The 17804-nt window shown below is 68.9% G+C and carries 18 protein-coding genes; 8 read left to right on the top strand and 10 right to left on the bottom strand.

The window, feature by feature from the left end; translation table 11 throughout:
- Nucleotides 1-55: 55 nt before the first annotated feature.
- Nucleotides 56-2077 carry a PhoX family protein gene (locus tag AC6CH0_RS16815; protein ID WP_498103308.1) on the bottom strand — a complete coding sequence of 674 codons (2022 nt, stop codon included), beginning with the start codon at nucleotides 2075-2077 and terminating at the stop codon, nucleotides 56-58.
- A gap of 220 nt (nucleotides 2078-2297) precedes the next feature.
- Between AC6CH0_RS16815 and AC6CH0_RS16810 the strand changes: the two genes are divergently transcribed.
- On the top strand, nucleotides 2298-3110 hold the full coding sequence (locus AC6CH0_RS16810; protein WP_498102942.1) for a DUF1206 domain-containing protein: 813 nt from the start codon (nucleotides 2298-2300) through the stop codon (nucleotides 3108-3110).
- A 3-nt stretch (nucleotides 3111-3113) separates the two neighbouring features.
- Here the strand turns inward: AC6CH0_RS16810 and AC6CH0_RS16805 are convergent, their stop codons facing one another.
- Nucleotides 3114-4880: a proline--tRNA ligase gene (locus AC6CH0_RS16805; RefSeq protein ID WP_498102940.1), complete on the bottom strand. Its 1767-nt coding sequence runs from the start codon at nucleotides 4878-4880 to the stop codon at nucleotides 3114-3116.
- A gap of 39 nt (nucleotides 4881-4919) precedes the next feature.
- Between AC6CH0_RS16805 and AC6CH0_RS16800 the strand changes: the two genes are divergently transcribed.
- The 5 genes from AC6CH0_RS16800 (at nucleotide 4920) to AC6CH0_RS16780 (ending at nucleotide 8198) form a co-directional block, all read left to right on the top strand.
- On the top strand, nucleotides 4920-6380 hold the full coding sequence (locus AC6CH0_RS16800; protein ID WP_498102938.1) for an RNB domain-containing ribonuclease: 1461 nt from the start codon (nucleotides 4920-4922) through the stop codon (nucleotides 6378-6380).
- Between the two features lie 127 nt (nucleotides 6381-6507).
- Nucleotides 6508-7512: an iron-containing redox enzyme family protein gene (locus AC6CH0_RS16795; RefSeq protein ID WP_498103306.1), complete on the top strand. Its 1005-nt coding sequence runs from the start codon at nucleotides 6508-6510 to the stop codon at nucleotides 7510-7512.
- A complete protein-coding gene (locus tag AC6CH0_RS16790; protein ID WP_498102936.1) occupies nucleotides 7509-7757 on the top strand; it encodes a CDGSH iron-sulfur domain-containing protein in 249 nt (82 codons plus the stop codon). Before AC6CH0_RS16795 ends, AC6CH0_RS16790 begins: the two co-directional genes overlap by 4 nt.
- A gap of 50 nt (nucleotides 7758-7807) precedes the next feature.
- Nucleotides 7808-7999, top strand: a complete 192-nt coding sequence (locus AC6CH0_RS16785; RefSeq protein WP_498102934.1) for a hypothetical protein — start codon at nucleotides 7808-7810, stop codon at nucleotides 7997-7999.
- Nucleotides 7992-8198, top strand: a complete 207-nt coding sequence (locus AC6CH0_RS16780) for a multidrug transporter (RefSeq protein WP_498102932.1) — start codon at nucleotides 7992-7994, stop codon at nucleotides 8196-8198. The genes AC6CH0_RS16785 and AC6CH0_RS16780 overlap by 8 nt, the downstream gene beginning before the upstream one ends.
- A gap of 71 nt (nucleotides 8199-8269) precedes the next feature.
- Here AC6CH0_RS16780 and ispG read toward each other — a convergent pair whose 3' ends face one another.
- The 5 genes from ispG to AC6CH0_RS16755 all read right to left on the bottom strand — a co-directional run bounded on the left by ispG (nucleotide 8270) and on the right by AC6CH0_RS16755 (nucleotide 12768).
- On the bottom strand, nucleotides 8270-9400 hold the full coding sequence (gene ispG / locus AC6CH0_RS16775; RefSeq protein ID WP_498102930.1) for a flavodoxin-dependent (E)-4-hydroxy-3-methylbut-2-enyl-diphosphate synthase: 1131 nt from the start codon (nucleotides 9398-9400) through the stop codon (nucleotides 8270-8272).
- 158 nt (nucleotides 9401-9558) lie between these two features.
- Nucleotides 9559-10293, bottom strand: coding sequence for a hypothetical protein (locus AC6CH0_RS16770; RefSeq protein ID WP_498102928.1), 735 nt, complete (start codon nucleotides 10291-10293; stop codon nucleotides 9559-9561).
- Between the two features lie 228 nt (nucleotides 10294-10521).
- Nucleotides 10522-11250 carry a hypothetical protein gene (locus AC6CH0_RS16765; protein ID WP_498102926.1) on the bottom strand — a complete coding sequence of 243 codons (729 nt, stop codon included), beginning with the start codon at nucleotides 11248-11250 and terminating at the stop codon, nucleotides 10522-10524.
- Between the two features lie 110 nt (nucleotides 11251-11360).
- Nucleotides 11361-11993: a CoA transferase subunit B gene (locus AC6CH0_RS16760; RefSeq protein WP_498102924.1), complete on the bottom strand. Its 633-nt coding sequence runs from the start codon at nucleotides 11991-11993 to the stop codon at nucleotides 11361-11363.
- Nucleotide 11994: 1 nt separating this feature from the next.
- Nucleotides 11995-12768, bottom strand: coding sequence for a CoA transferase subunit A (locus AC6CH0_RS16755; protein WP_498102922.1), 774 nt, complete (start codon nucleotides 12766-12768; stop codon nucleotides 11995-11997).
- A gap of 121 nt (nucleotides 12769-12889) precedes the next feature.
- Here AC6CH0_RS16755 and AC6CH0_RS16750 point away from each other — a divergent pair, with 121 nt between their 5' ends.
- A complete protein-coding gene (locus AC6CH0_RS16750; protein ID WP_498102920.1) occupies nucleotides 12890-14074 on the top strand; it encodes an acetyl-CoA C-acetyltransferase in 1185 nt (394 codons plus the stop codon).
- Between the two features lie 68 nt (nucleotides 14075-14142).
- Nucleotides 14143-15429 carry a low temperature requirement protein A gene (locus AC6CH0_RS16745; RefSeq protein ID WP_498102918.1) on the top strand — a complete coding sequence of 429 codons (1287 nt, stop codon included), beginning with the start codon at nucleotides 14143-14145 and terminating at the stop codon, nucleotides 15427-15429.
- Between the two features lie 60 nt (nucleotides 15430-15489).
- On the opposite strand, the gene AC6CH0_RS16740 is transcribed toward AC6CH0_RS16745, so the two are convergent.
- From AC6CH0_RS16740 to AC6CH0_RS16730, 3 genes are all read right to left on the bottom strand, one after another.
- Nucleotides 15490-15804 (bottom strand): SHOCT domain-containing protein, encoded by a 315-nt coding sequence (locus AC6CH0_RS16740; RefSeq protein WP_498102916.1) that lies wholly within the window; start codon nucleotides 15802-15804, stop codon nucleotides 15490-15492.
- 130 nt (nucleotides 15805-15934) lie between these two features.
- Nucleotides 15935-16597 (bottom strand): response regulator, encoded by a 663-nt coding sequence (locus AC6CH0_RS16735; RefSeq protein ID WP_498102914.1) that lies wholly within the window; start codon nucleotides 16595-16597, stop codon nucleotides 15935-15937.
- Nucleotides 16594-17766, bottom strand: a complete 1173-nt coding sequence (locus tag AC6CH0_RS16730; protein WP_498102912.1) for a sensor histidine kinase — start codon at nucleotides 17764-17766, stop codon at nucleotides 16594-16596. Before AC6CH0_RS16730 ends, AC6CH0_RS16735 begins: the two co-directional genes overlap by 4 nt.
- Nucleotides 17767-17804 lie beyond the last annotated feature (38 nt).

Raw genomic sequence — 17804 nt, 5'->3', positions numbered from 1 at the left:
GCATGACGAAGCGGGTGACGGATGCCGCGGCATCCGTCACCCGCTTCGTCGATTCTCAGCCGCGCCAGACCTGTACGACCGATGGCCGCGGGGCGGCGACGAGCCCGCTCTCCGGCCGGTGCGTCGGCACGTAGTCGGGGAAGTAGGAGTTCGGCGCAGCGACCGTGCCGTCCTCTCCCGGGTGCTGCACGGCGACATAGACCATGCTCTCCCGATCGTGGATGATCGGACCGCAGGTCTCGCCATCGCGCGGAACCGACAGGAACTGCTGCACGTGGCCGCGGTCCGGTCCCTCGAGCGGCACCTTGAACAAGCCGTCGTTGAACCCGATCTTGCTGGGCGCCCCGTCGGTCGAGACCCAGAGGTTTCCGACCGAGTCGAACGCGAGGTTGTCGGGGCAGGAGATGGGCGAGACCAGTTCCTTCGGGAACCCGGCGAAGTAGGTGTTCTGGTCGACGGCCGGGTCACCGCAGAGCAACAGGATGCTCCAGCCGAACGTCGCGCCCGACTGGCCGGCCGTCTCGGTCAGCTCGATGACGTGTCCGTTGCGGTTGCCGGTGACGGGGTTCGCCTCGTCGACGTTCGCTGCGATGCGCGACGAGTTGTTGGTCAGCGCGACGTAGACCTTGCCGGTCTTCGGGTTGGGCTCGACGTCCTCGGGGCGGTCCATCTTCGTCGCGCCGACGGTGTCGGCCGCGAGACGGGTGTAGACGAGCACCTCTTCGGTGGTCATGCCGGGGATGACGCTCTGGCCGTGCTGCGTGAGCGGGATCCACTCCCCCGTGCCATCGAAGAGCCCGTCGGCCGGCAGCGCACCGGTGCCGTTGATCTCGGCGACCGGCGAGTTGCCGGTGAACTTCGCGACGTAGAGGTCGCCCTCGCTCAGGAGGCCGAGGTTCTTGCGGCGCGCGACCGGCGTGTGCCGCGGATCGAACGTACCCTTCGACACGAACTTGTAGAGGTAGTCGTTCGTCTGGTCGTCGCCCATGTAGGCGACGACCCGGCCGTCTTCGGCGACGATGACGTTGGCGCCTTCATGCTTGAACCGGCCCATGGCGGTGTGCTTGCGGGGCGTCGACGTGGGGTCTTCGGGGTCGATCTCCACGATCCAGCCGAAGCGGTTCGGCTCGTTGACGAACCCGGCATCGTGGGCGTCGAACCGCGGGTCGATGCGCTCGAAGGTATAGGTCGACTTCGCGCTCGGCGTCGCACGATAGCGCTTCTGGCCGGCCGTGTCGGCCGACCAGGCGAAGTACCCGTCGAAGTTCTCCTCGCCCGACAGCACGGTGCCCCAGGGCGTCGTACCGCCGGCGCAGTTGCCGAGCGTGCCCTTGATCCAGCGCCCCTCGGGGTCCTCCGCGGTTCGCATGAGTTCGCTGCCCGCAGCCGGGCCGGTCGCCTCGAACACGGTGTCAGCCGTGATGCGGCGGTTGCGGCGCCCGTCGACGAGGTAACGCCACGGCTGGCCGAGCTTGCTGCGCCGGAGCTCGACGACCGAGAAGCCGTGGGCTGCCTTGTAGATCGCGGCGCGGCGGTCGAGCTCTGCGGCGTCGTCGGACGGCGGGAACATCAGTGCGGGATTCACGTACTCGTGGTTGCTCGCGAGCACGGCGGTGCGGCCGCTCCGATCGGCGATGATGTCGATGTAGTCGCAGTTGTACCCGAACTGACCGGCCTGGGCTTCCGCCGTCTGGTTGCCGAGGTCGAGCGCGGGAATCCCCGAGAAGAGCGGGTCGCCCCAGCGGATGATCGGCTTCCAGGAGTAGCCGACGGGCACGTTGAAGTCGTCGACCATCATCGGCACGGGCGCGATCGGGTCGAAGCTGAGGCCGCCGTGCCCGAACCCGGCGCCGGGGGGCGCGGCCACGGCCGATCCGCTCGGCGCGGCCGCGGCGAGTGCGACGCCGACGGCGCCCGCTGCGCTGAGACCGAGCAGCGCGCGGCGCGTCAGTGCGGCCGAGGCGATGTCACGGAAGCTGGAGTTGCCCGAGGTGTTGCACTCGGGTCCGAGGCAGGCGTTGCCGCACTTGAAGTGGCAGGTGACGGCCGAACGCTTGCCTCGCGCGTGGTCGGCCATCGGGAACAACTGGATGTCGGTGATCGTCACGGATCGTCCTCACGCTCGTGGTCGGGATTCCACTTGCACAGTGCTCGGGGAATCCGACGCGACTCTCGATGAGGGGTGAACGAGAGGTGAACGCCGAGCGAACGCTCCCGGGTCGTGGCGACCCGGGAGCATTCCGGGTCGCCGAACGCAAGGGGGCGACGGGCGACGTCGCGCTCGGTACGCTGACGCGATGAACCCGAACAGCGCGCAGGCCGCCGCGTCGGCTACGCAGGACTCTCCCACCTTCCGATTGCTCGCGAGGGTCGGGTACGTCGTGCTCGGTCTCCTGCACCTCATCATCGGCGCGATCGCCATCTCGGTCGCCGTCGGCGCCGGCGGCGGCGAAGCCGACCAGGGCGGCGCGCTCGAACAGGTCGCGCGCGTCCCGTTCGGCGTCGTCGTGCTCTGGATCATCGTGCTCGGACTGGTCGCCCTCGCGGTGTGGCAGCTCGTCGAGGGATTCGTCGCCCAGAACGAGACCGATTCGAAGAAGAAATGGGGGCACCGGGTCAAGGCCTTCGGTACGGCGATCGCCTATCTCGTGATCGCGGCGACCGCGCTGGTGTACGCGCTCGGCGGCCAGTCGAGCTCGTCGGAGTCCACGAAGAGCTTCAGCGCTGCGCTGCTCGCGACGCCCGGCGGCGTCGTGCTGCTCGTCGCCATCGGCCTGGGCGTCGCGGGCGTCGGCGTCGGGTTCGTCGTGCGAGGCATCCGACGCGACTTCGAGAAGCAGCTCAGCCTGCCGGTGGGGGCTGTCGGCAACGGCGTGCGCGCTCTCGGCCTCGTGGGGTACCTCGCCAAGGGCGTCGCCATCGCCGTGGTCGGCGTGCTCTTCGTCGTGGCCGCTGTCACGGCCGACCCGGACGCGGCAGGCGGGCTGGATGCCGCGCTCAAGAGCCTCGCGGAGCTTCCGTTCGGTCAGGTCATCCTGTGGTTGGTCGGAGCGGGACTCGTGATCTACGGCGTGTACTGCTTCGCCCGCGCGAAGTACGCCCGCCTGTGAGCGCTATCCACGGAGCGCGGCGACGACCTCGGCGATCGGCACCTGCGTGCGCTCACCGGTTGCGCGGTCCCAGACCTCGACGATGCCTTCGGCCACGCCGCGACCCGCGATGACGATCTTCGGAATGCCGATGAGCTCGGCGTCGCCGAACTTCACGCCGGGCGAGACCTTCGGCCGGTCGTCGAAGAGCACATCGTAGCCGGATGCCTCGAGGTCGGCCACGACCGTCTCGGCCGCGTCGAACACCGCCGCATCCTTGCCTGCCGCGAGCACGTGCACGTCGAACGGGGCGACCGATGGGGGCCAGATGAGGCCCTTGCCGTCGTTGTTGTCCTCGGCGATGATCGCGAGGATCCGGGTGACGCCGATGCCGTAGGAACCCATCGTGACGGTGACGAGCTTGCCGTTCTCGTCGAGCACCTTGAGGCCGAGGACCTCGGCGAAGAAGCGACCGAGCTGGAAGACGTGGCCGATCTCCATGCCGCGGGCGAGCTCGACCGGGCCGGAGCCGTCGGGGGCAGGGTCGCCGGCTCGGACGTTCGACGCCTCGACCGTGCCGTCGGCCACGAAGTCACGGCCGGCGACGAGCCCGAACACGTGCTTCTCGTCGACGTTCGCTCCGGTGATCCATTCCGTGCCGTCGACGACACGAGGGTCGACGACATAGCGGATGCCAGTGGCCGACTCTGCGCCGAGCACGGCGCCATCGGCCGACCAGGGTCCTATGTATCCCTTCACGAGGCCGGGGTGCTTCGCGAAATCCGTCTCGGTCGCGGGCCCGACCTCGCCCGGCGCGAACGCCACCTCGACTCGCTTCATCTCGACATCACGGTCACCCGGCAGTCCGATGACGACGACCTCACGGGTGCCGTCGGGATGTGCCACGGCGAGCACGACGTTCTTCAGCGTGTCGGCGGCGGTCCATGGGCGACCGTCGGGGCGCGGGTACTCGGCATTGGCGAGGTCGACGAGGGTCGCGATCGTCGGTGTGTTCGGCGAATCGAACACGACCGGTGCGGGCAGACCGTCGAAGGGAACGGATTCGGGCACCACGGTCTCGAACGCCTCGACGTTCGCCGCGTATCCGTCTGCCGAGCGCACGAAGGTGTCTTCACCGATGGGCGTCGGGTGCAGGAACTCCTCACTGCGCGCGCCGCCCATGAGCCCGTTGTCGGCGTTCACGATGACGTATTCGAGCCCGAGTCGCGTGAAGATGCGCTCGTAGGCGTCGCGCTGCGCCTGGTAGCTCGCATCGAGGCCTTCGTCGGAGATGTCGAAGGAATACGCATCCTTCATCGTGAACTCACGGCCGCGCAGGAGACCGGCGCGGGGGCGCGCCTCGTCACGATACTTGTCCTGGATCTGGTAGATCGAGAGCGGGAGGTCTTTGTACGAGTTGTAGAGGTCCTTCACGAGCAGCGTGAACACCTCTTCGTGCGTGGGGGCGAGCAGGTAGTCGGCGCCCTTGCGATCATGGAGACGGAAGATGCCATCCCCATAGGTCTCCCACCGGCCGGAGGCCTCGTAGGGCTCGCGGGGCAGCAGCGCAGGGAAGTGCACCTCGTGCGCGCCCGCGTTCGTCATCTCGTCGCGGATGATCGCCTCGATCTTCGCCTTGACCTTGAGCCCCAGCGGCAGCCACGCGAACACGCCCGGCGCCTGGCGCCGGATGTAGCCGGCGCGCACGAGCAGGCGATGGCTCGTGACCTCGGCATCGGCCGGGTCTTCGCGGAGGGTGCGGAGGAAGTAGTTCGTCAGGCGAGTTGGCACTCGACGATTCTAGTTCGGGCGCCCACCTAGGCTGGGCCCATGCCAGCCCGCCGCGCTCATGTCGCCGATTCCGCCGCTCAGAGCGAGCTGGCGCTCTCCCTCGCCGAGCTCCGACGCTCACTCGACGTCCCCGCCGATTTCCCGCCCGAGGTCGAGGCGGAGGCCGCGGCGACGCTCGCGCCGACTCCCCCGCCCGAGGCGGACCTTCGCGATGTCGAGTTCGTCACGATCGATCCGCTCGGCTCTACTGATCTCGACCAGGCCCTGAACATCGCGAGGAGCGATGACGGATACCTGGTGCACTATGCGATCGCGGATGTCCCCGGTTGGGTGCGACCCGACGGCGCCGTCGACCGTGAAGCGCGACAGCGGGGCCAGACCCTGTACGCGGCGGATGCGAGGGTGCCGTTGCACCCGACCGTCTTGAGCGAGGATCGTGTCTCGCTGCTGCCGGGTGCCGATCGGAGCGCCTTCGTCTGGTCGTTCGACCTCGATCGGCACGGCACGGTCGCGGCGACTCGGCTGGTTCGAGCGCTCGTACGCTCACGGCGCCGGCTCAGCTACGAAGAGGCGCAGACCCACCTCGATGCCGGCGACGGAGACCCGTCACTCGGTCTGCTTCGCGAGGTCGGGCTGCTGCGCATCGAGCTCGAGCGTTCTCGCGGCGGAGCGAGTCTCAACTCCCCTGATGAGGAGATCGTGCGCACCGCCGACGGCGGCTATACGCTCGAACGCCGTCGTCTGCTGCCCGTCGAGGATTGGAACGCCCAGCTCTCGCTGATGACGGGGCTGGCCGCCGCCGAGATCATGCTGGCCGGGCGCATCGGGGTGCTCCGTACCATGCCGAAGCCGACCGAGGAACACATCATCGCCTTCCGAACGCAGACGAGGGTGCTCGGCCGCCCGTGGCCGGAGGACATCTCCTATGGCGAGTACCTTCGCGGGCTCGATCGCGATGATCCGGCGTCACTCGCCGTGATGCAGGCAGCGGGCAGCCTCTTTCGAGGCGCCGGCTACGTCGCGTTCGACGGCACGCCGCCCACGGATCCGACGCAGTCGGCGCTCGCAGCGCCGTATGCGCACGTGACCGCGCCGCTGCGCCGTCTCGTCGACCGTTGGGGACTCGTGGTGTGCGAAGCACTTTCGGCGGGCAGAGACGTGCCGGCCTGGGCACGAGCGTCGCTCGCCGAGCTTCCGGCACTCATGGGTGCGTCGATCCAACGAGCGAATCAGCTCGAGGCGGCATCCGTGGCACGTGTCGAGGCGGCCGTGCTGCAGGCGCATCTCGGCGAGCGTTTCGCCGCGACCGTGCTCGAGGTGCGAGGCGAGCAGGTCGTGTTCCAACTCGCCGATCCGGCCGTCACCGCGACGTGCCCGGCGCCACCCGACGTCCGCGCCGGGGTGATCATCGACGTCGTGCTCGAGCACGCCGACATCCGCGCCGGCGAGGTGCGATTCCGGGTCGACTACCGCTCGCCCGTCAGACGGTCAAGCCCCTGACAGCTCGGCATTGGCTTCATACGGTGGAAGCACACCGCAACCGATGGAGCCTGGCATGACGATCACCGCCGAACCCCGAGGGGACGCAGCGGCCCGGCACACGAGCCGACTGCCCTCGATGCGACCGATGGCGCTGCCGAGTCCTCGTGGTCAGGTCACGGAGGCGCTCGTCGCGCAACTGACCGGCCCGCTGCACGCGCCCGTGCGCGATCTCGCCGTCGCGGTGACCGACGCGCTCGCGGCATCCGAGGACCTGCTCGTTGACGACGACCTCCAGCTCGCGCTCTTCCTCATGTACGAACTGCACTACGGCGGGCTCGAGAGCGTGCCCGATACCTGGGAGTGGGACCCGCGCCTCCTGGCCGTGCGCGGGCCGATCGAGCGGGAGTTCGAGGACGCACTCCGGCATTCGGTCGCCCAGCCCGTCGCGACCCGCGACATGCCCGAGGCGCTGTTCGCCCTGGCGGGCGCAGATGACGGCCCGAGCCTCTCCGCCTTCGTGGAACGCGACGCGACGGCGGAGCAGGTGCGAGAGGTCTTCGCGTGCCGCACGATCTACACGTTGAAGGAGGCGGACCCGCACAGCTGGGCCATCCCGAGACTGCACGGCCGAGCCAAAGCCGCGCTCGTCGAGATCCAGGCCGACGAGTACGGCGGCGGACGCCCGGAGCGCCTGCACGCCACGATCTTCGCGAAGGCGCTCCGCGGAGCCGGTCTCGATGACCGCTACGGCGCGTACGCCGACCATGTGCCGGTCACGGTCTACACCTCGATGAACCTCATGTCGCTCTTCGGACTGCACCGGCGCCTCCGGGGAGCGATCGTCGGTCATCTCGCCGCCTACGAGATGACGTCGTCACTCCCCTGCCGCGCATACGCGAGCGGCCTCCGCCGGCTCGGCTTCGGCGAGGAGGTCACCGAGTACTTCGACGAGCACGTCGAGGCCGATGCGGTGCACGAGCAACTCGCCGCCCGCGACCTCGCCGGTTCGCTGGCCGAAGACGAGCCCGGAATCGCGAACGACATCCTGTTCGGCGCGGCGGCCTGCCTCTCCGTCGACGGCCGCCTCTGGGGCGAGTTGCGCGAACGGTTCGAGCGCGGCGAATCGGCACTGAGGAAGCCGCTGTCATGAGTGCCGCGGCATCCGCCCACCCGGTCTCGATCACGGCGTGTCCCGACGGGCCGTTGCTCGTCCGCGGCGACCTGGCGCTGTTCGACGACGACGGCGAGCCGGTACAGCCAGGCCGTCGCACCTTCGCGCTGTGCCGCTGCGGTGCCTCGGCCATCCGCCCGTTCTGCGATGGATCGCACAAGCTCGTCGGGTTCCGCACGAGTCCGCCGGCGCGCACCCCCGCCGTGACCTTCGATGCACCGTGATGTCCGACGATCGCCGGATCCACTCCACCAACGAACAAGAGGAGACGCTCGTGTCAGACGCTGAGATCACCCCATCCGAGCAGGACCCGACGAAGGAGACCGACGGGCACGAGAACGGCGGTCGGCCGAATGCCGACGACATCCCGCTGCCCGAGGAGCGTTCCGTGGGCGGCGAGACCGTCGTGGCGGACACCGCTTCCGGCGGGGCCCCCGAGCCGGCGAACGGCGGGGACGATGAGTGAGCGTGACGGTCGAGGTGACGGTCTGCCCGATGCCGGGAGCGCCACGGACGCCGACAACGCCGAAGACATCGTGAACCCCGAAGACCTGCCCGCGCAGATCGAGGTCACCGAACACGATGGAGTGACCCGGATCGACATCGCGGATGATGCCGCGACCCGACCGGGCGACCCTGACGCAGGCGACGGCGACCCGGCGTAAGCCGGCCGCCGGACGGCGCGGGTTTCCCCGCCGACACCGACTGCAGTTAGCGGCTGCGCCGGTCGCTCGTTTTACGGGGTGAGCACCTGAGGCGAGCCGACCGGCGCGTCCGCGCCCATCTCGTCGGCGATGCGGTTGGCCTCTTCGATGAGCGTCGCCACGATCTCGGACTCGGGGACGGTCTTGATGACTTCGCCCTTCACGAAGATCTGGCCCTTGCCGTTGCCGGATGCCACGCCGAGGTCTGCCTCGCGAGCTTCGCCCGGGCCGTTCACGACGCAGCCCATGACGGCGACGCGAAGCGGCACGGTCATGCCCTCGAGTCCGTCGGTGACGTCGTTCGCGAGCTTGTAGACATCGACCTGGGCCCGGCCGCACGACGGGCACGAGACGATCTCGAGCTTGCGCTCGCGGAGGTTCAGCGACTGCAGGATCTGCAGGCCGACCTTGACCTCCTCGACGGGTGGAGCCGACAGGGAGACGCGGATCGTGTCGCCGATGCCCTCGCCGAGGAGGATTCCGAACGCGGTGGCCGACTTGATCGTGCCCTGGAACGCCGGGCCGGCCTCGGTCACGCCGAGGTGCAGGGGCCAGTCGCCGCGCTCCGCGAGCTGACGGTAGGCCTTCACCATCACGATCGGGTCGTTGTGCTTGACCGAGATCTTGAAGTCGTGGAAGTCGTGCTCTTCGAAGAGGCTCGCCTCCCAGACGGCGGACTCGACGAGCGCCTCCGGCGTGGCCTTGCCGTACTTCTGGAGCAGGCGCGGATCGAGCGACCCCGCGTTCACGCCGATGCGGATCGAGACGCCGGCAGCCTTCGCGGCCGCGGCGATCTCGCCGACCTTGTCGTCGAACTTGCGGATGTTGCCGGGGTTCACGCGCACGGCGGCGCAGCCGGCGTCGATCGCCTGGAACACGTAGTTCGGCTGGAAGTGGATGTCGGCGATGACCGGGATCTGGCTCTTCTTCGCAATGATCGGCAGCGCCTCGGCGTCGTCGCGACTCGGCACGGCGACGCGGACGATGTCGCAGCCCGATGCAGTGAGCTCAGCGATCTGCTGCAGCGTCGCGTTGATGTTCGTCGTCGGCGTGGTCGTCATCGACTGCACGCTCACCTGGGCGTCGCCGCCGACGAGCACCTTGCCCACCTTGATCTGGCGGGACTTCCGTCGCGGGGCCAATACCTCAGGGACTTTGGGCATTCCGAGATTCACAGCAGGCACGAGACGAGTCTACTTCCGGCACGCAGGCGCGCCGCCTCGATCCAACGGATGCTCAGGCGCAGGCTCCATCGAGACAGCGTGCGCCGCGAAGTCGTGGGCGGGACGTGCCCACGCACCGATACCGACACCACCTTGTCCTAGACACATCCGGTCTCGACCACAGGCGCGCGAACCATCGCCAGGGCCGAAGCGTCTGCGGTGGGGATGAGGTCGACGACGATCCGCTCAGTCCACGAATACGACTCGCCATTCTCGGTGATGCTGACCGCCTCCTCGCGCGATTCCGTGAAGGCGTGGGCGCACTCGCCGGCTGTTCGGAACGTCGGCTGCCCTTGCACGTCTGCCCAGGGCTCACCCACGATCCGGCCGTCGGCGGTCGTCAACGACACGCCTGCCGCGTCTTCCCCAGCCATCTCGACCACGAACGACGGCGTCCGCGTCGGGACGGAAGTGCTCCGCGTGAATCCGTCGACGTAGCGCTGCTCGATCAGGGTGAAGGCTCCCCAGGTGTGCCACGTCGAGGGGCGCACCTCCATGCCGCCCCTGCCACGCTCCAGGACGACCGCTGGCTCCCCGAACACCGTCTCGAGCGCGCCGGCGACCGTGGCTGCGTCGTCGGTGAGGTAGTCGAATGAATCGATGACCGCGCCGTCGATTCCATGCAGTACGAGCATGTCGGAAGCCGCGGCGATCGCCGTCACGCTGGTCAGGGGATCCACCGGTTCGGTGCTCGGCGTCGGGATCGGCGTCGCGGAGGCCGACGGCACGGCTTCGGGAGATGCTACCGGTGTCGGGCCGACGCATCCGCTCAGGACGAACACCAGCGAGAGGCCGACAGCGGTAAGGGCGGCGGCGAAGAGGGGGCGGGTCATCGGGGCTCCAGTCTTGCGATCAGTGGGGTGCTCGCACACAGGTCATGATCCTTCTCTTGTGAGCGGTTGTAGTTCAATCCGATGGCGATGGCGACTCGCGACACTCGATCCGATCCCGGGGAGAGTTGACGGGTTGATCGATCAGCCGCTCGGCCACCAGAACATCGAGCGCCGGAGTGCCGCTCCGGAGCATCGGGTCCGTGAGGCAAGGATCGGCGGGAGCACCTGTCAGACGCAACCCGCGGCGACCGAGGTCGGTGCTTGGATCGACGCGACATGATCGACCTGACGCCCAGAGTTCTGCGCCGCTTCGTCCCACGCCCACTCGGACACGCCGACGCCGATCTTCACGGAGCCTGCGTTCGGGTCGGGCAGCTCGACGAACTCGATCGCCCACCCATGGCAGGTCCAGAGATCCGGGTCGATCTGCTCCCCCAAGGCCTCGAAAGAGTCGCCGACGCGGATCCCGTCAGACGTGGAGAGGGCCTTGCCTCGCACCTCGACCGCGTCGAAGGAGACCCGGAAATCCGGCGCGCTGACCGTGGCAGCGCCGTGGCGGATCACGCCCTCGCCATAGTGAACCTCGTCGACGACGAGTGCGTCGTCCCACGTGTGTGTAACGCCGGGAGCGTAGTGGTTGCCCCCCTCGTAGGCTTCGTCCAACGGAGGGCCGCCGAGAACCACGGTGAGCGTGTCGACCGCGACATCGGCTGGCCCTGCGTAGTCGAGCGACGCCACTACGGAGCCATCGTCGGCGCGCAACTCGAGCGCCTCGGGCCGGGCGACGATGGCGACGACCGTCTCGAGCGGATCGGCGACGACGGTCGGGGTCGGCGACGGGATTGCGGCCGGCGTGGTCGGGCCAGCCATCGGCTCCGCGAGGGGCGTGGCGCAGCCCGACAGGAAGAGGGCGGCGGCAAGGGCAAGCACGGATCCGAGACGGGTAGCACGGGACATCCGCCCACCATTCCTTCTACGGCATGCGGTGCCGCAACCAAGATTCTCGCAGTGACATATGCCCAATGAGCGCCGGGCACGGCGACGATCTGATAACGAAAGAACCTCCGTCAAGCAGTGAGGAGCGGCGGCTCCGTGACCGCGATCACCTCCTCGACGCTCACACCCGGTGCGCACTCGACGAGCACAAGCCCCTCGGAGGTCACGTCGATGACCGCGAGGTCGGTGATGATGCGGTCGACGACGCCCTTGCCGGTGAGCGGCAGCGAGCACTCGTTCACGATCTTGGGCGACCCGTCTTTGGCGACGTGCTCCATGAGCACGATCTTGCGCCGCGCACCGTGCACGAGGTCCATCGCACCGCCGGGGCCCTTCACCATCTTGCCGGGGATCATCCAGTTCGCGAGATCACCCGCGGCCGAGACCTGCATGGCACCGAGGATGGCGGCGTCGATCTTGCCGCCGCGGATCATGCCGAAACTCGCCGCCGAGTCGAAGTACGCCGCACCGGGCAGCACGGTCACCGTCTCTTTGCCGGCGTTGATGAGGTCGGGGTCGACCTCGGCGTCAGTCGGGTACGGTCCGACGCCGAGGATGCCGTTCTCCGATTGCAGCAGGATCGTGACCCCGTCGGGCACGTAGTTCGGCACGAGCGTGGGCAGGCCGATACCGAGGTTGACGTACGAGCCGTCGGCGAGCTCACGGGCGGCCCTGGCAGCCATTTCGAAACGTGTGAGCGCCATTTCAGTTCCCCTCTCGCACGGTGCGGCGTTCGATGCGCTTCTCGATGTCGGGGCCGACGACGACGAGGCGGTCGACGTAGATGCCGGGCAGGTGCACGGCATCGGGATCGAGCTCCCCGGCCTCGACGACCTCCTCGACCTGCGCGATGCAGATGCGCCCCGCCATCGCGGCGAGCGGCGAGAAGTTGCGCGCCGACTTGTCGAAGACGAGGTTGCCGTAGCGGTCTCCCTTGAGCGCGTGCACGAGCGAGAAGTCAGTCGTGATCGCCTCTTCGAGCACGAACTCGCGCGGCTCGCCGGCGACGTCGAACGTCTGCACGGGCTTCACCGCGCTCGCCACGGCGATCGTGCCGTCGGCGTTGTACCGGCGAGGCAGGCCGCCCTCGGCGACCTGCGTGCCGACACCCGTTTGCGTGAAGAACGCGGCGATGCCGCTGCCACCCGCCCGCAGCTTCTCGGCGAGGGTGCCTTGCGGAGTGAGCTCGAGCTCGAGCTCACCCGAGAGGTACTGCCGTTCGAACTCCTTGTTCTCGCCGACGTACGACGAGGTCATCTTCGCGATGCGCTGCTTCGCGAGCAGCACCCCGAGGCCCCAGTCGTCGACGCCGCAGTTGTTGGAGACGACGGAGAGCCCGTCGACCCCGGCATCGAGCAGCGCCTGGATCAGCACCATCGGGATGCCGCAGAGTCCGAATCCGCCGACGGCGAGACTGGCTCCGGCCGGAATGTCGGCGACCGCCTCCCGCGCTGTCGGAACGGTCTTGTCGATCGTCATGCCGCGACCTCCTCGTCACGATTCACCGCCGAACCTCGTGAGTCCGGTGAATGTCTCCTAACTGAATCGTAGAATGGTTGCGAGCACAACCCGTCTCATCCGACAAAGGAGTCACACGACCATGAGCATCCCCGACGTCGTCATCATCGCTGGGGCGCGCACCCCGTTCGCCCGCATCAACGGCAATCTCGCCGACCGGACCGCGGTCGAACTCGGCACCGTCGCGATCCGCGGTGCGCTCGACAGGGCCGGAGTCTCCGCCGACGACGTCGACGCCGTGATCATGGGCCAGGTGCTGCAGGCCGGCGCCGGCCAGAACCCGGCCAAGCAGTCTGCAGTGGCAGCGGGCATCCCCTGGAGCGTTCCCGCCACGACCGTCAACAAGGTCTGCCTCTCGGGTCTCGTCGCCATCACGGATGCCGCGAGGCTCATCCGCCTCGGCGAGGCTTCCGTCGTCGTGGCCGGCGGCCAGGAATCGATGACGAACGCACCCCACCTGGTGCCGGGTTCGCGTGGCGGCCGGGCCTACGGATCATGGGAGCTGCTCGATCACGCTGCACATGACGGCCTCACCGACGCCTTCGACCACGACTCGATGGGTGCCTCGACCGAGCGCTTCAACGCGCGCTACGACGTCACGCGCGAGGCGCAGGACGAGATCGCCGCGGCCTCCCATGTGCGAGCAGGAGCAGCGCAGGCCGAGGGCGTCTTCGCCGACGAGATCGTCCCGGTCGAGATTCCGCAGCGCAAGGGCGAACCCGTGGTCGTCGCGGAAGACCAGGGCGTGCGCCCCGATTCGACGACCGAGGTCCTCGGCCGGCTCCGCCCCGCGTTCTCGGCAGATGGTTCGATCACAGCTGGCAACTCGTCGCCGCTGTCCGACGGCGCGGCAGCCGTCGTCGTCGCCAGTCGCGAATGGGCCGAGGCGCGCGGGCTGCCGTGGCTGGCACTCGTCGGCGAGGCCGGACAGGTCGCCGGGCCCGACAATTCGCTGCACGCGCAGCCGGCGAACGCGATCGCCGCCGCCCTGGCGAAGTCGGGCGACACGACCGCCGAGCTCGACCTCATCGAGATCAACGAGGCCTTCGCCGCCGTGTCCCTCGAATCGACGCGCGAGCTCGGCGTCTCAGCCGATATCGTCAACGTGCACGGCGGAGCGATCGCCCTCGGCCACCCGATCGGCGCATCCGGCGCCCGCCTCGCCCTGCACGCCGCGCTCGAGCTCTCCCGCCGCGACGGCGGTCGCGCCGCAGTCGCCCTCTGCGGCGGCGGCGGGCAAGGAGAGGCACTGCTGCTCTCCCGCTGAGCGCGACGAAGGCGCCTGTGGCAGCATGATCCACGGGCGCCGTCGGTGCGCTCTGAGAGGGATGCACGATGAGCGAGAGCCAGGCGCAGCAGGCGCACAGCGAGGCATCCGCCCGCCCGCCCCTCGATCACCGGTTCCGCCGGATGGTCGGGCGCGACCCGAACGAGCCGCATCGCGCTGCGACCCCGCTCGAGCTGCTGTTCGATCTCACCTTCGTGGTCGCGTTCAGCGCAGCCGGCGCCCAGACCGCGCACCTCCTCGAGCTCGGCCACTGGGCTCCCGCGGTCGGCGGCTTCGCGTTCGCGGTCTTCGCCATCTGGTGGGCGTGGATCAACTACTCGTGGCTGGCATCGGCGTACGACAACGACGACATCTTCTTCCGGGTGGCGACGCTGGTGGAGATGCTCGGGGTGCTGATCCTCACGCTCGGGCTGCCAGACCTGTTCCACTCGCTCGACGAGGGCGCGCACGTCGACAACGGCATCGTCGTCGCCGGTTACGTCGTCATGCGAATCGCCACGATCGCGCTGTGGCTGCGCATCGCTCGGCACGACGAGGCGCGACGGCGCACGGCACTCACATATGTGGGCTACGTCTCGGCCGCACAAGTGGGCTGGATCGTGCTGATCTTCGTCAACCTGCCGCTCGTGCCGACGCTGGCGCTCACCGCCGCACTCATGCTCCTCGAAATCGTCGGACCGTATGTCGCTGAGCACGGGCGGGACGGTGGCACGCCGTGGCATGCACACCACATCGCCGAACGCCACGGCCTCCTGGTCATCATCACCCTCGGCGAGATCATCCTCGGCACCACCCTCGCCATCTCAGCGGTGATCGACGAGCAGAATTGGTCGGTCGAGACCGTGGCGGTCGCCTTCGGCGGCATCGCACTCACCTTCGGCTTGTGGTGGAGCTACTTCACCATGCCGTCGGGCAAGATCCTCCATCAATACCGCGAGCGCGGCTTCGTCTGGAGTTACGGGCACTACTTCATCTTCGCGGGCCTCGCCGGCACCGGTGCGGGCCTCCACGTGGCGGCCTACGAGATCGAGGGAGTCGCCCACATCGACCTGGTGCAGGCGCTCCTGACCGTCGTCATTCCCGTCGGCATCTTCATGGTGTCGCTGTTCACGATCTACTCGCTCCTCCTGCGGCAATTCGACCCGTTCCATATCTGGCTCTTCCTCGGCAGCATCGGTGTACTGGCGCTCGCCGTCGTCGCCGTCGCGTCGGGTGCGAGCTTCGGAGTGGGCATCCTGATCACGGCCGCCTCACCCTTCGTCGTGGTCGTCGGCTACGAGACGGTCGGCCACCGGCACCAGGCCACAGCACTGCATCGAGCGCTCGACGAGTAGTCCGGCAGCTCTGGTGCGGGTCGGATGCCGCGGCATCCGACCCGCAACGGCCCTTCGTTTCTACGAGGCGTTCGGGCGATTCGCGCGGAGCACCTCGAGGCGTGCGCGGTATTCCGTCTCGTCGATGTCGCCCTTCGCGAAGCGCTCGGCGAGCGTCGACTCGGCACTGGCACCGCCGTTGCGCATCCACGGCGGGCCGTACGAACCGTCCGGGCCGCCCTGCGCCCATGCACGGTGACGCCGCGTCACGGCGAAGACGACGAGTCCGATGACGAGGATCCAGAAGATCGGGATGAGGAAGAAGACCCATCCGAAGCCGGATGCCCAGGGGCCGGCATGGGTGACCACCGCGGTGGTGGCGAGCGTGGCGAGCATGAGTGATTCCCTTGATCGTGCAGCCTGCGGTTCAGGCCGTCGATCCGAGTCTCGTGAGCGGGCGGCCTCCGCGAATCCGCCCCGCGGAGGCACTTCGGCTGCTCCCGCGGGAGCACGAATGGCCGTGCAGCTACTGCCAGCCCGGGGCCACGAGCCCCGACTCGTAGGCGACGACCACGAGATGCACCCGGTCGCGGGCATGCAGCTTCGACATGATGCGTGAGACGTGCGTCTTCGCCGTCAGCGGGCTCAGCACGAGCCGCGCGGCGATCTCGTCATTCGTGAGTCCGAGCCCGACGAGGCGCAGCACCTCGCGCTCGCGCTCGGTCAGCGCCGCGAGCCGTTGCTCGTCGGGGGCATCCCGAAGGCCGGTCGACATGCGCTCGAGGAGCCGTTTCGTGACCCCTGGCGAGAGAAGCGCCTCGCCGCCTGCGACGACCCTCACCGCGCGAATGAGGTCGACGGGTTCGGTGTCCTTCACGAGGAATCCGCTTGCGCCCGCTCGAACCGCCCTCGCGACGTACTCATCGAGCTCGAACGTCGTGACGATCACGACGCGCACGCCGGTGAGTACCGGGTCGGCTGCGATCTGCTCGGTCGCCCAGAGACCGTCGCCGCCGGGCATCCGGATGTCCATGAGCACGACGTCGACCGGAACCCGGCGCACGAGTTCGAGCAGCTCCTCGCCGGTCGACGCCTCGCCGACGATCTCGACGTCGTCTTCTGCTTCGAGCAGTGCACGAAAGCCCCCACGCACGAGCACCTGATCGTCGGCGAGCGCGACGCGGATCATGCTGCACCGCCCCACGGCAGTCGAGCGGTGATGCGGGTGCCGCCGAGCGGGGATGCGTCGAGTTCGACGGACCCCCCGAGCAACGCGGCGCGTTCTCGCATGCCCAGAATGCCGCTGCCGTCGCCGAGGCCACCCCCTGCACCGGACTCGACACTGCTCGCGATGCCGGCCCCGTCGTCATCGACGACCAGCACGAAGTCGTCGCCGACCCGCTCGACCGTGACGATCGCGCGAGAAGCCCCGGCATGGCGTACGACGTTCGTGAGCGCTTCCTGCGCGATGCGGTAGCCGGCGAACTGCACCGCCCGCCGCGGCGACTCGGCCAGTCGGTCGACGAGTCGCGCCTCGAACCCCGGCGAGCCGACGCCGCGCACGAGTCTCGGCAATTCGGCGAGCTCCGCCTGCGGGGCGAGCGGCGCTTCACCGTCGCGGATCACGCCGAGCACGGTGCGCACCTCTTCGAGCGCGGACTTGGAGGTCTCCTTGATGCTGCCGAGCGCCGCGCGCGCCTGCTCGGTGTCGCGGTCCATGAGATGGAGGCCGACACTCGCCTGCACGTTGATCTGCGACAGCGCGTGCCCGATGACGTCGTGCAGCTCGCGCGCGATGCGCACGCGCTCGCGCTCCTCGGCGCTCTGCCGCCGGCGGAGCGCCTCGGCACGGAAGGCGGAGGCTCGCGAACGGCGCACCCGCACGAACCAGCCGATGCCGAAGCACACCGCGAGCGCGAGCGTCGTGAACGCGATGCGGAACGGATGCCATGACGGGCCGAGGATCGAGCCGAGGACGATCGCCGCCACCCAGGCCACGACCACGACGGACACCGCCCAGACCACGGCACCACGTGCGACGGCGAGGACGATCGCGAAGCCGACCGCGATGTACGGTGGCCCGAGATCGGGTGCGAGCAGGAGATCGGCGAGCGCGGCGGCGACGACCACCGCGACCGTCGGACCCGGGTACCGTCTCGCACCGAGCAGCGCGAGCGGGCCGACCGCCGCGAGGCCGACCTGCGCGATCGCCGCAGGCCAGGCGACATGGGTCCACACGGCGATGCCGATCGCAGCCGGTACCTGCACGAGGAGACTGATGACGACCGGCGCGAACAGCACGAGCCCCGGCGGCGGCCGGAATCGTTCGGGGCGACCGTCCCACGGGGGTACGGGCATTCCCCGATCGTATCGCCGGCCCAGTCGTTCCGAATCGG

This window comes from Agromyces sp. GQ35, from assembly GCF_059758475.1.
This window is presented reverse-complemented; position numbering and strand designations above follow the sequence as displayed.

Coding starts and splice junctions, on each gene's coding strand:
- AC6CH0_RS16815 (WP_498103308.1), bottom strand. CDS start 2,077: ATGGCCGACCACGCGCGAGGCAAGCGTTCGGCCGTCACCTGCCACTTC.
- AC6CH0_RS16810 (WP_498102942.1), top strand. CDS start 2,298: ATGAACCCGAACAGCGCGCAGGCCGCCGCGTCGGCTACGCAGGACTCT.
- AC6CH0_RS16800 (WP_498102938.1), top strand. CDS start 4,920: ATGCCAGCCCGCCGCGCTCATGTCGCCGATTCCGCCGCTCAGAGCGAG.
- AC6CH0_RS16795 (WP_498103306.1), top strand. CDS start 6,508: ATGGCGCTGCCGAGTCCTCGTGGTCAGGTCACGGAGGCGCTCGTCGCG.
- AC6CH0_RS16790 (WP_498102936.1), top strand. CDS start 7,509: ATGAGTGCCGCGGCATCCGCCCACCCGGTCTCGATCACGGCGTGTCCC.
- AC6CH0_RS16780 (WP_498102932.1), top strand. CDS start 7,992: ATGAGTGAGCGTGACGGTCGAGGTGACGGTCTGCCCGATGCCGGGAGC.
- ispG (WP_498102930.1), bottom strand. CDS start 9,400: ATGCCCAAAGTCCCTGAGGTATTGGCCCCGCGACGGAAGTCCCGCCAG.
- AC6CH0_RS16770 (WP_498102928.1), bottom strand. CDS start 10,293: ATGACCCGCCCCCTCTTCGCCGCCGCCCTTACCGCTGTCGGCCTCTCG.
- AC6CH0_RS16765 (WP_498102926.1), bottom strand. CDS start 11,250: ATGTCCCGTGCTACCCGTCTCGGATCCGTGCTTGCCCTTGCCGCCGCC.
- AC6CH0_RS16760 (WP_498102924.1), bottom strand. CDS start 11,993: ATGGCGCTCACACGTTTCGAAATGGCTGCCAGGGCCGCCCGTGAGCTC.
- AC6CH0_RS16755 (WP_498102922.1), bottom strand. CDS start 12,768: ATGACGATCGACAAGACCGTTCCGACAGCGCGGGAGGCGGTCGCCGAC.
- AC6CH0_RS16750 (WP_498102920.1), top strand. CDS start 12,890: ATGAGCATCCCCGACGTCGTCATCATCGCTGGGGCGCGCACCCCGTTC.
- AC6CH0_RS16745 (WP_498102918.1), top strand. CDS start 14,143: ATGAGCGAGAGCCAGGCGCAGCAGGCGCACAGCGAGGCATCCGCCCGC.
- AC6CH0_RS16740 (WP_498102916.1), bottom strand. CDS start 15,804: ATGCTCGCCACGCTCGCCACCACCGCGGTGGTCACCCATGCCGGCCCC.
- AC6CH0_RS16735 (WP_498102914.1), bottom strand. CDS start 16,597: ATGATCCGCGTCGCGCTCGCCGACGATCAGGTGCTCGTGCGTGGGGGC.
- AC6CH0_RS16730 (WP_498102912.1), bottom strand. CDS start 17,766: ATGCCCGTACCCCCGTGGGACGGTCGCCCCGAACGATTCCGGCCGCCG.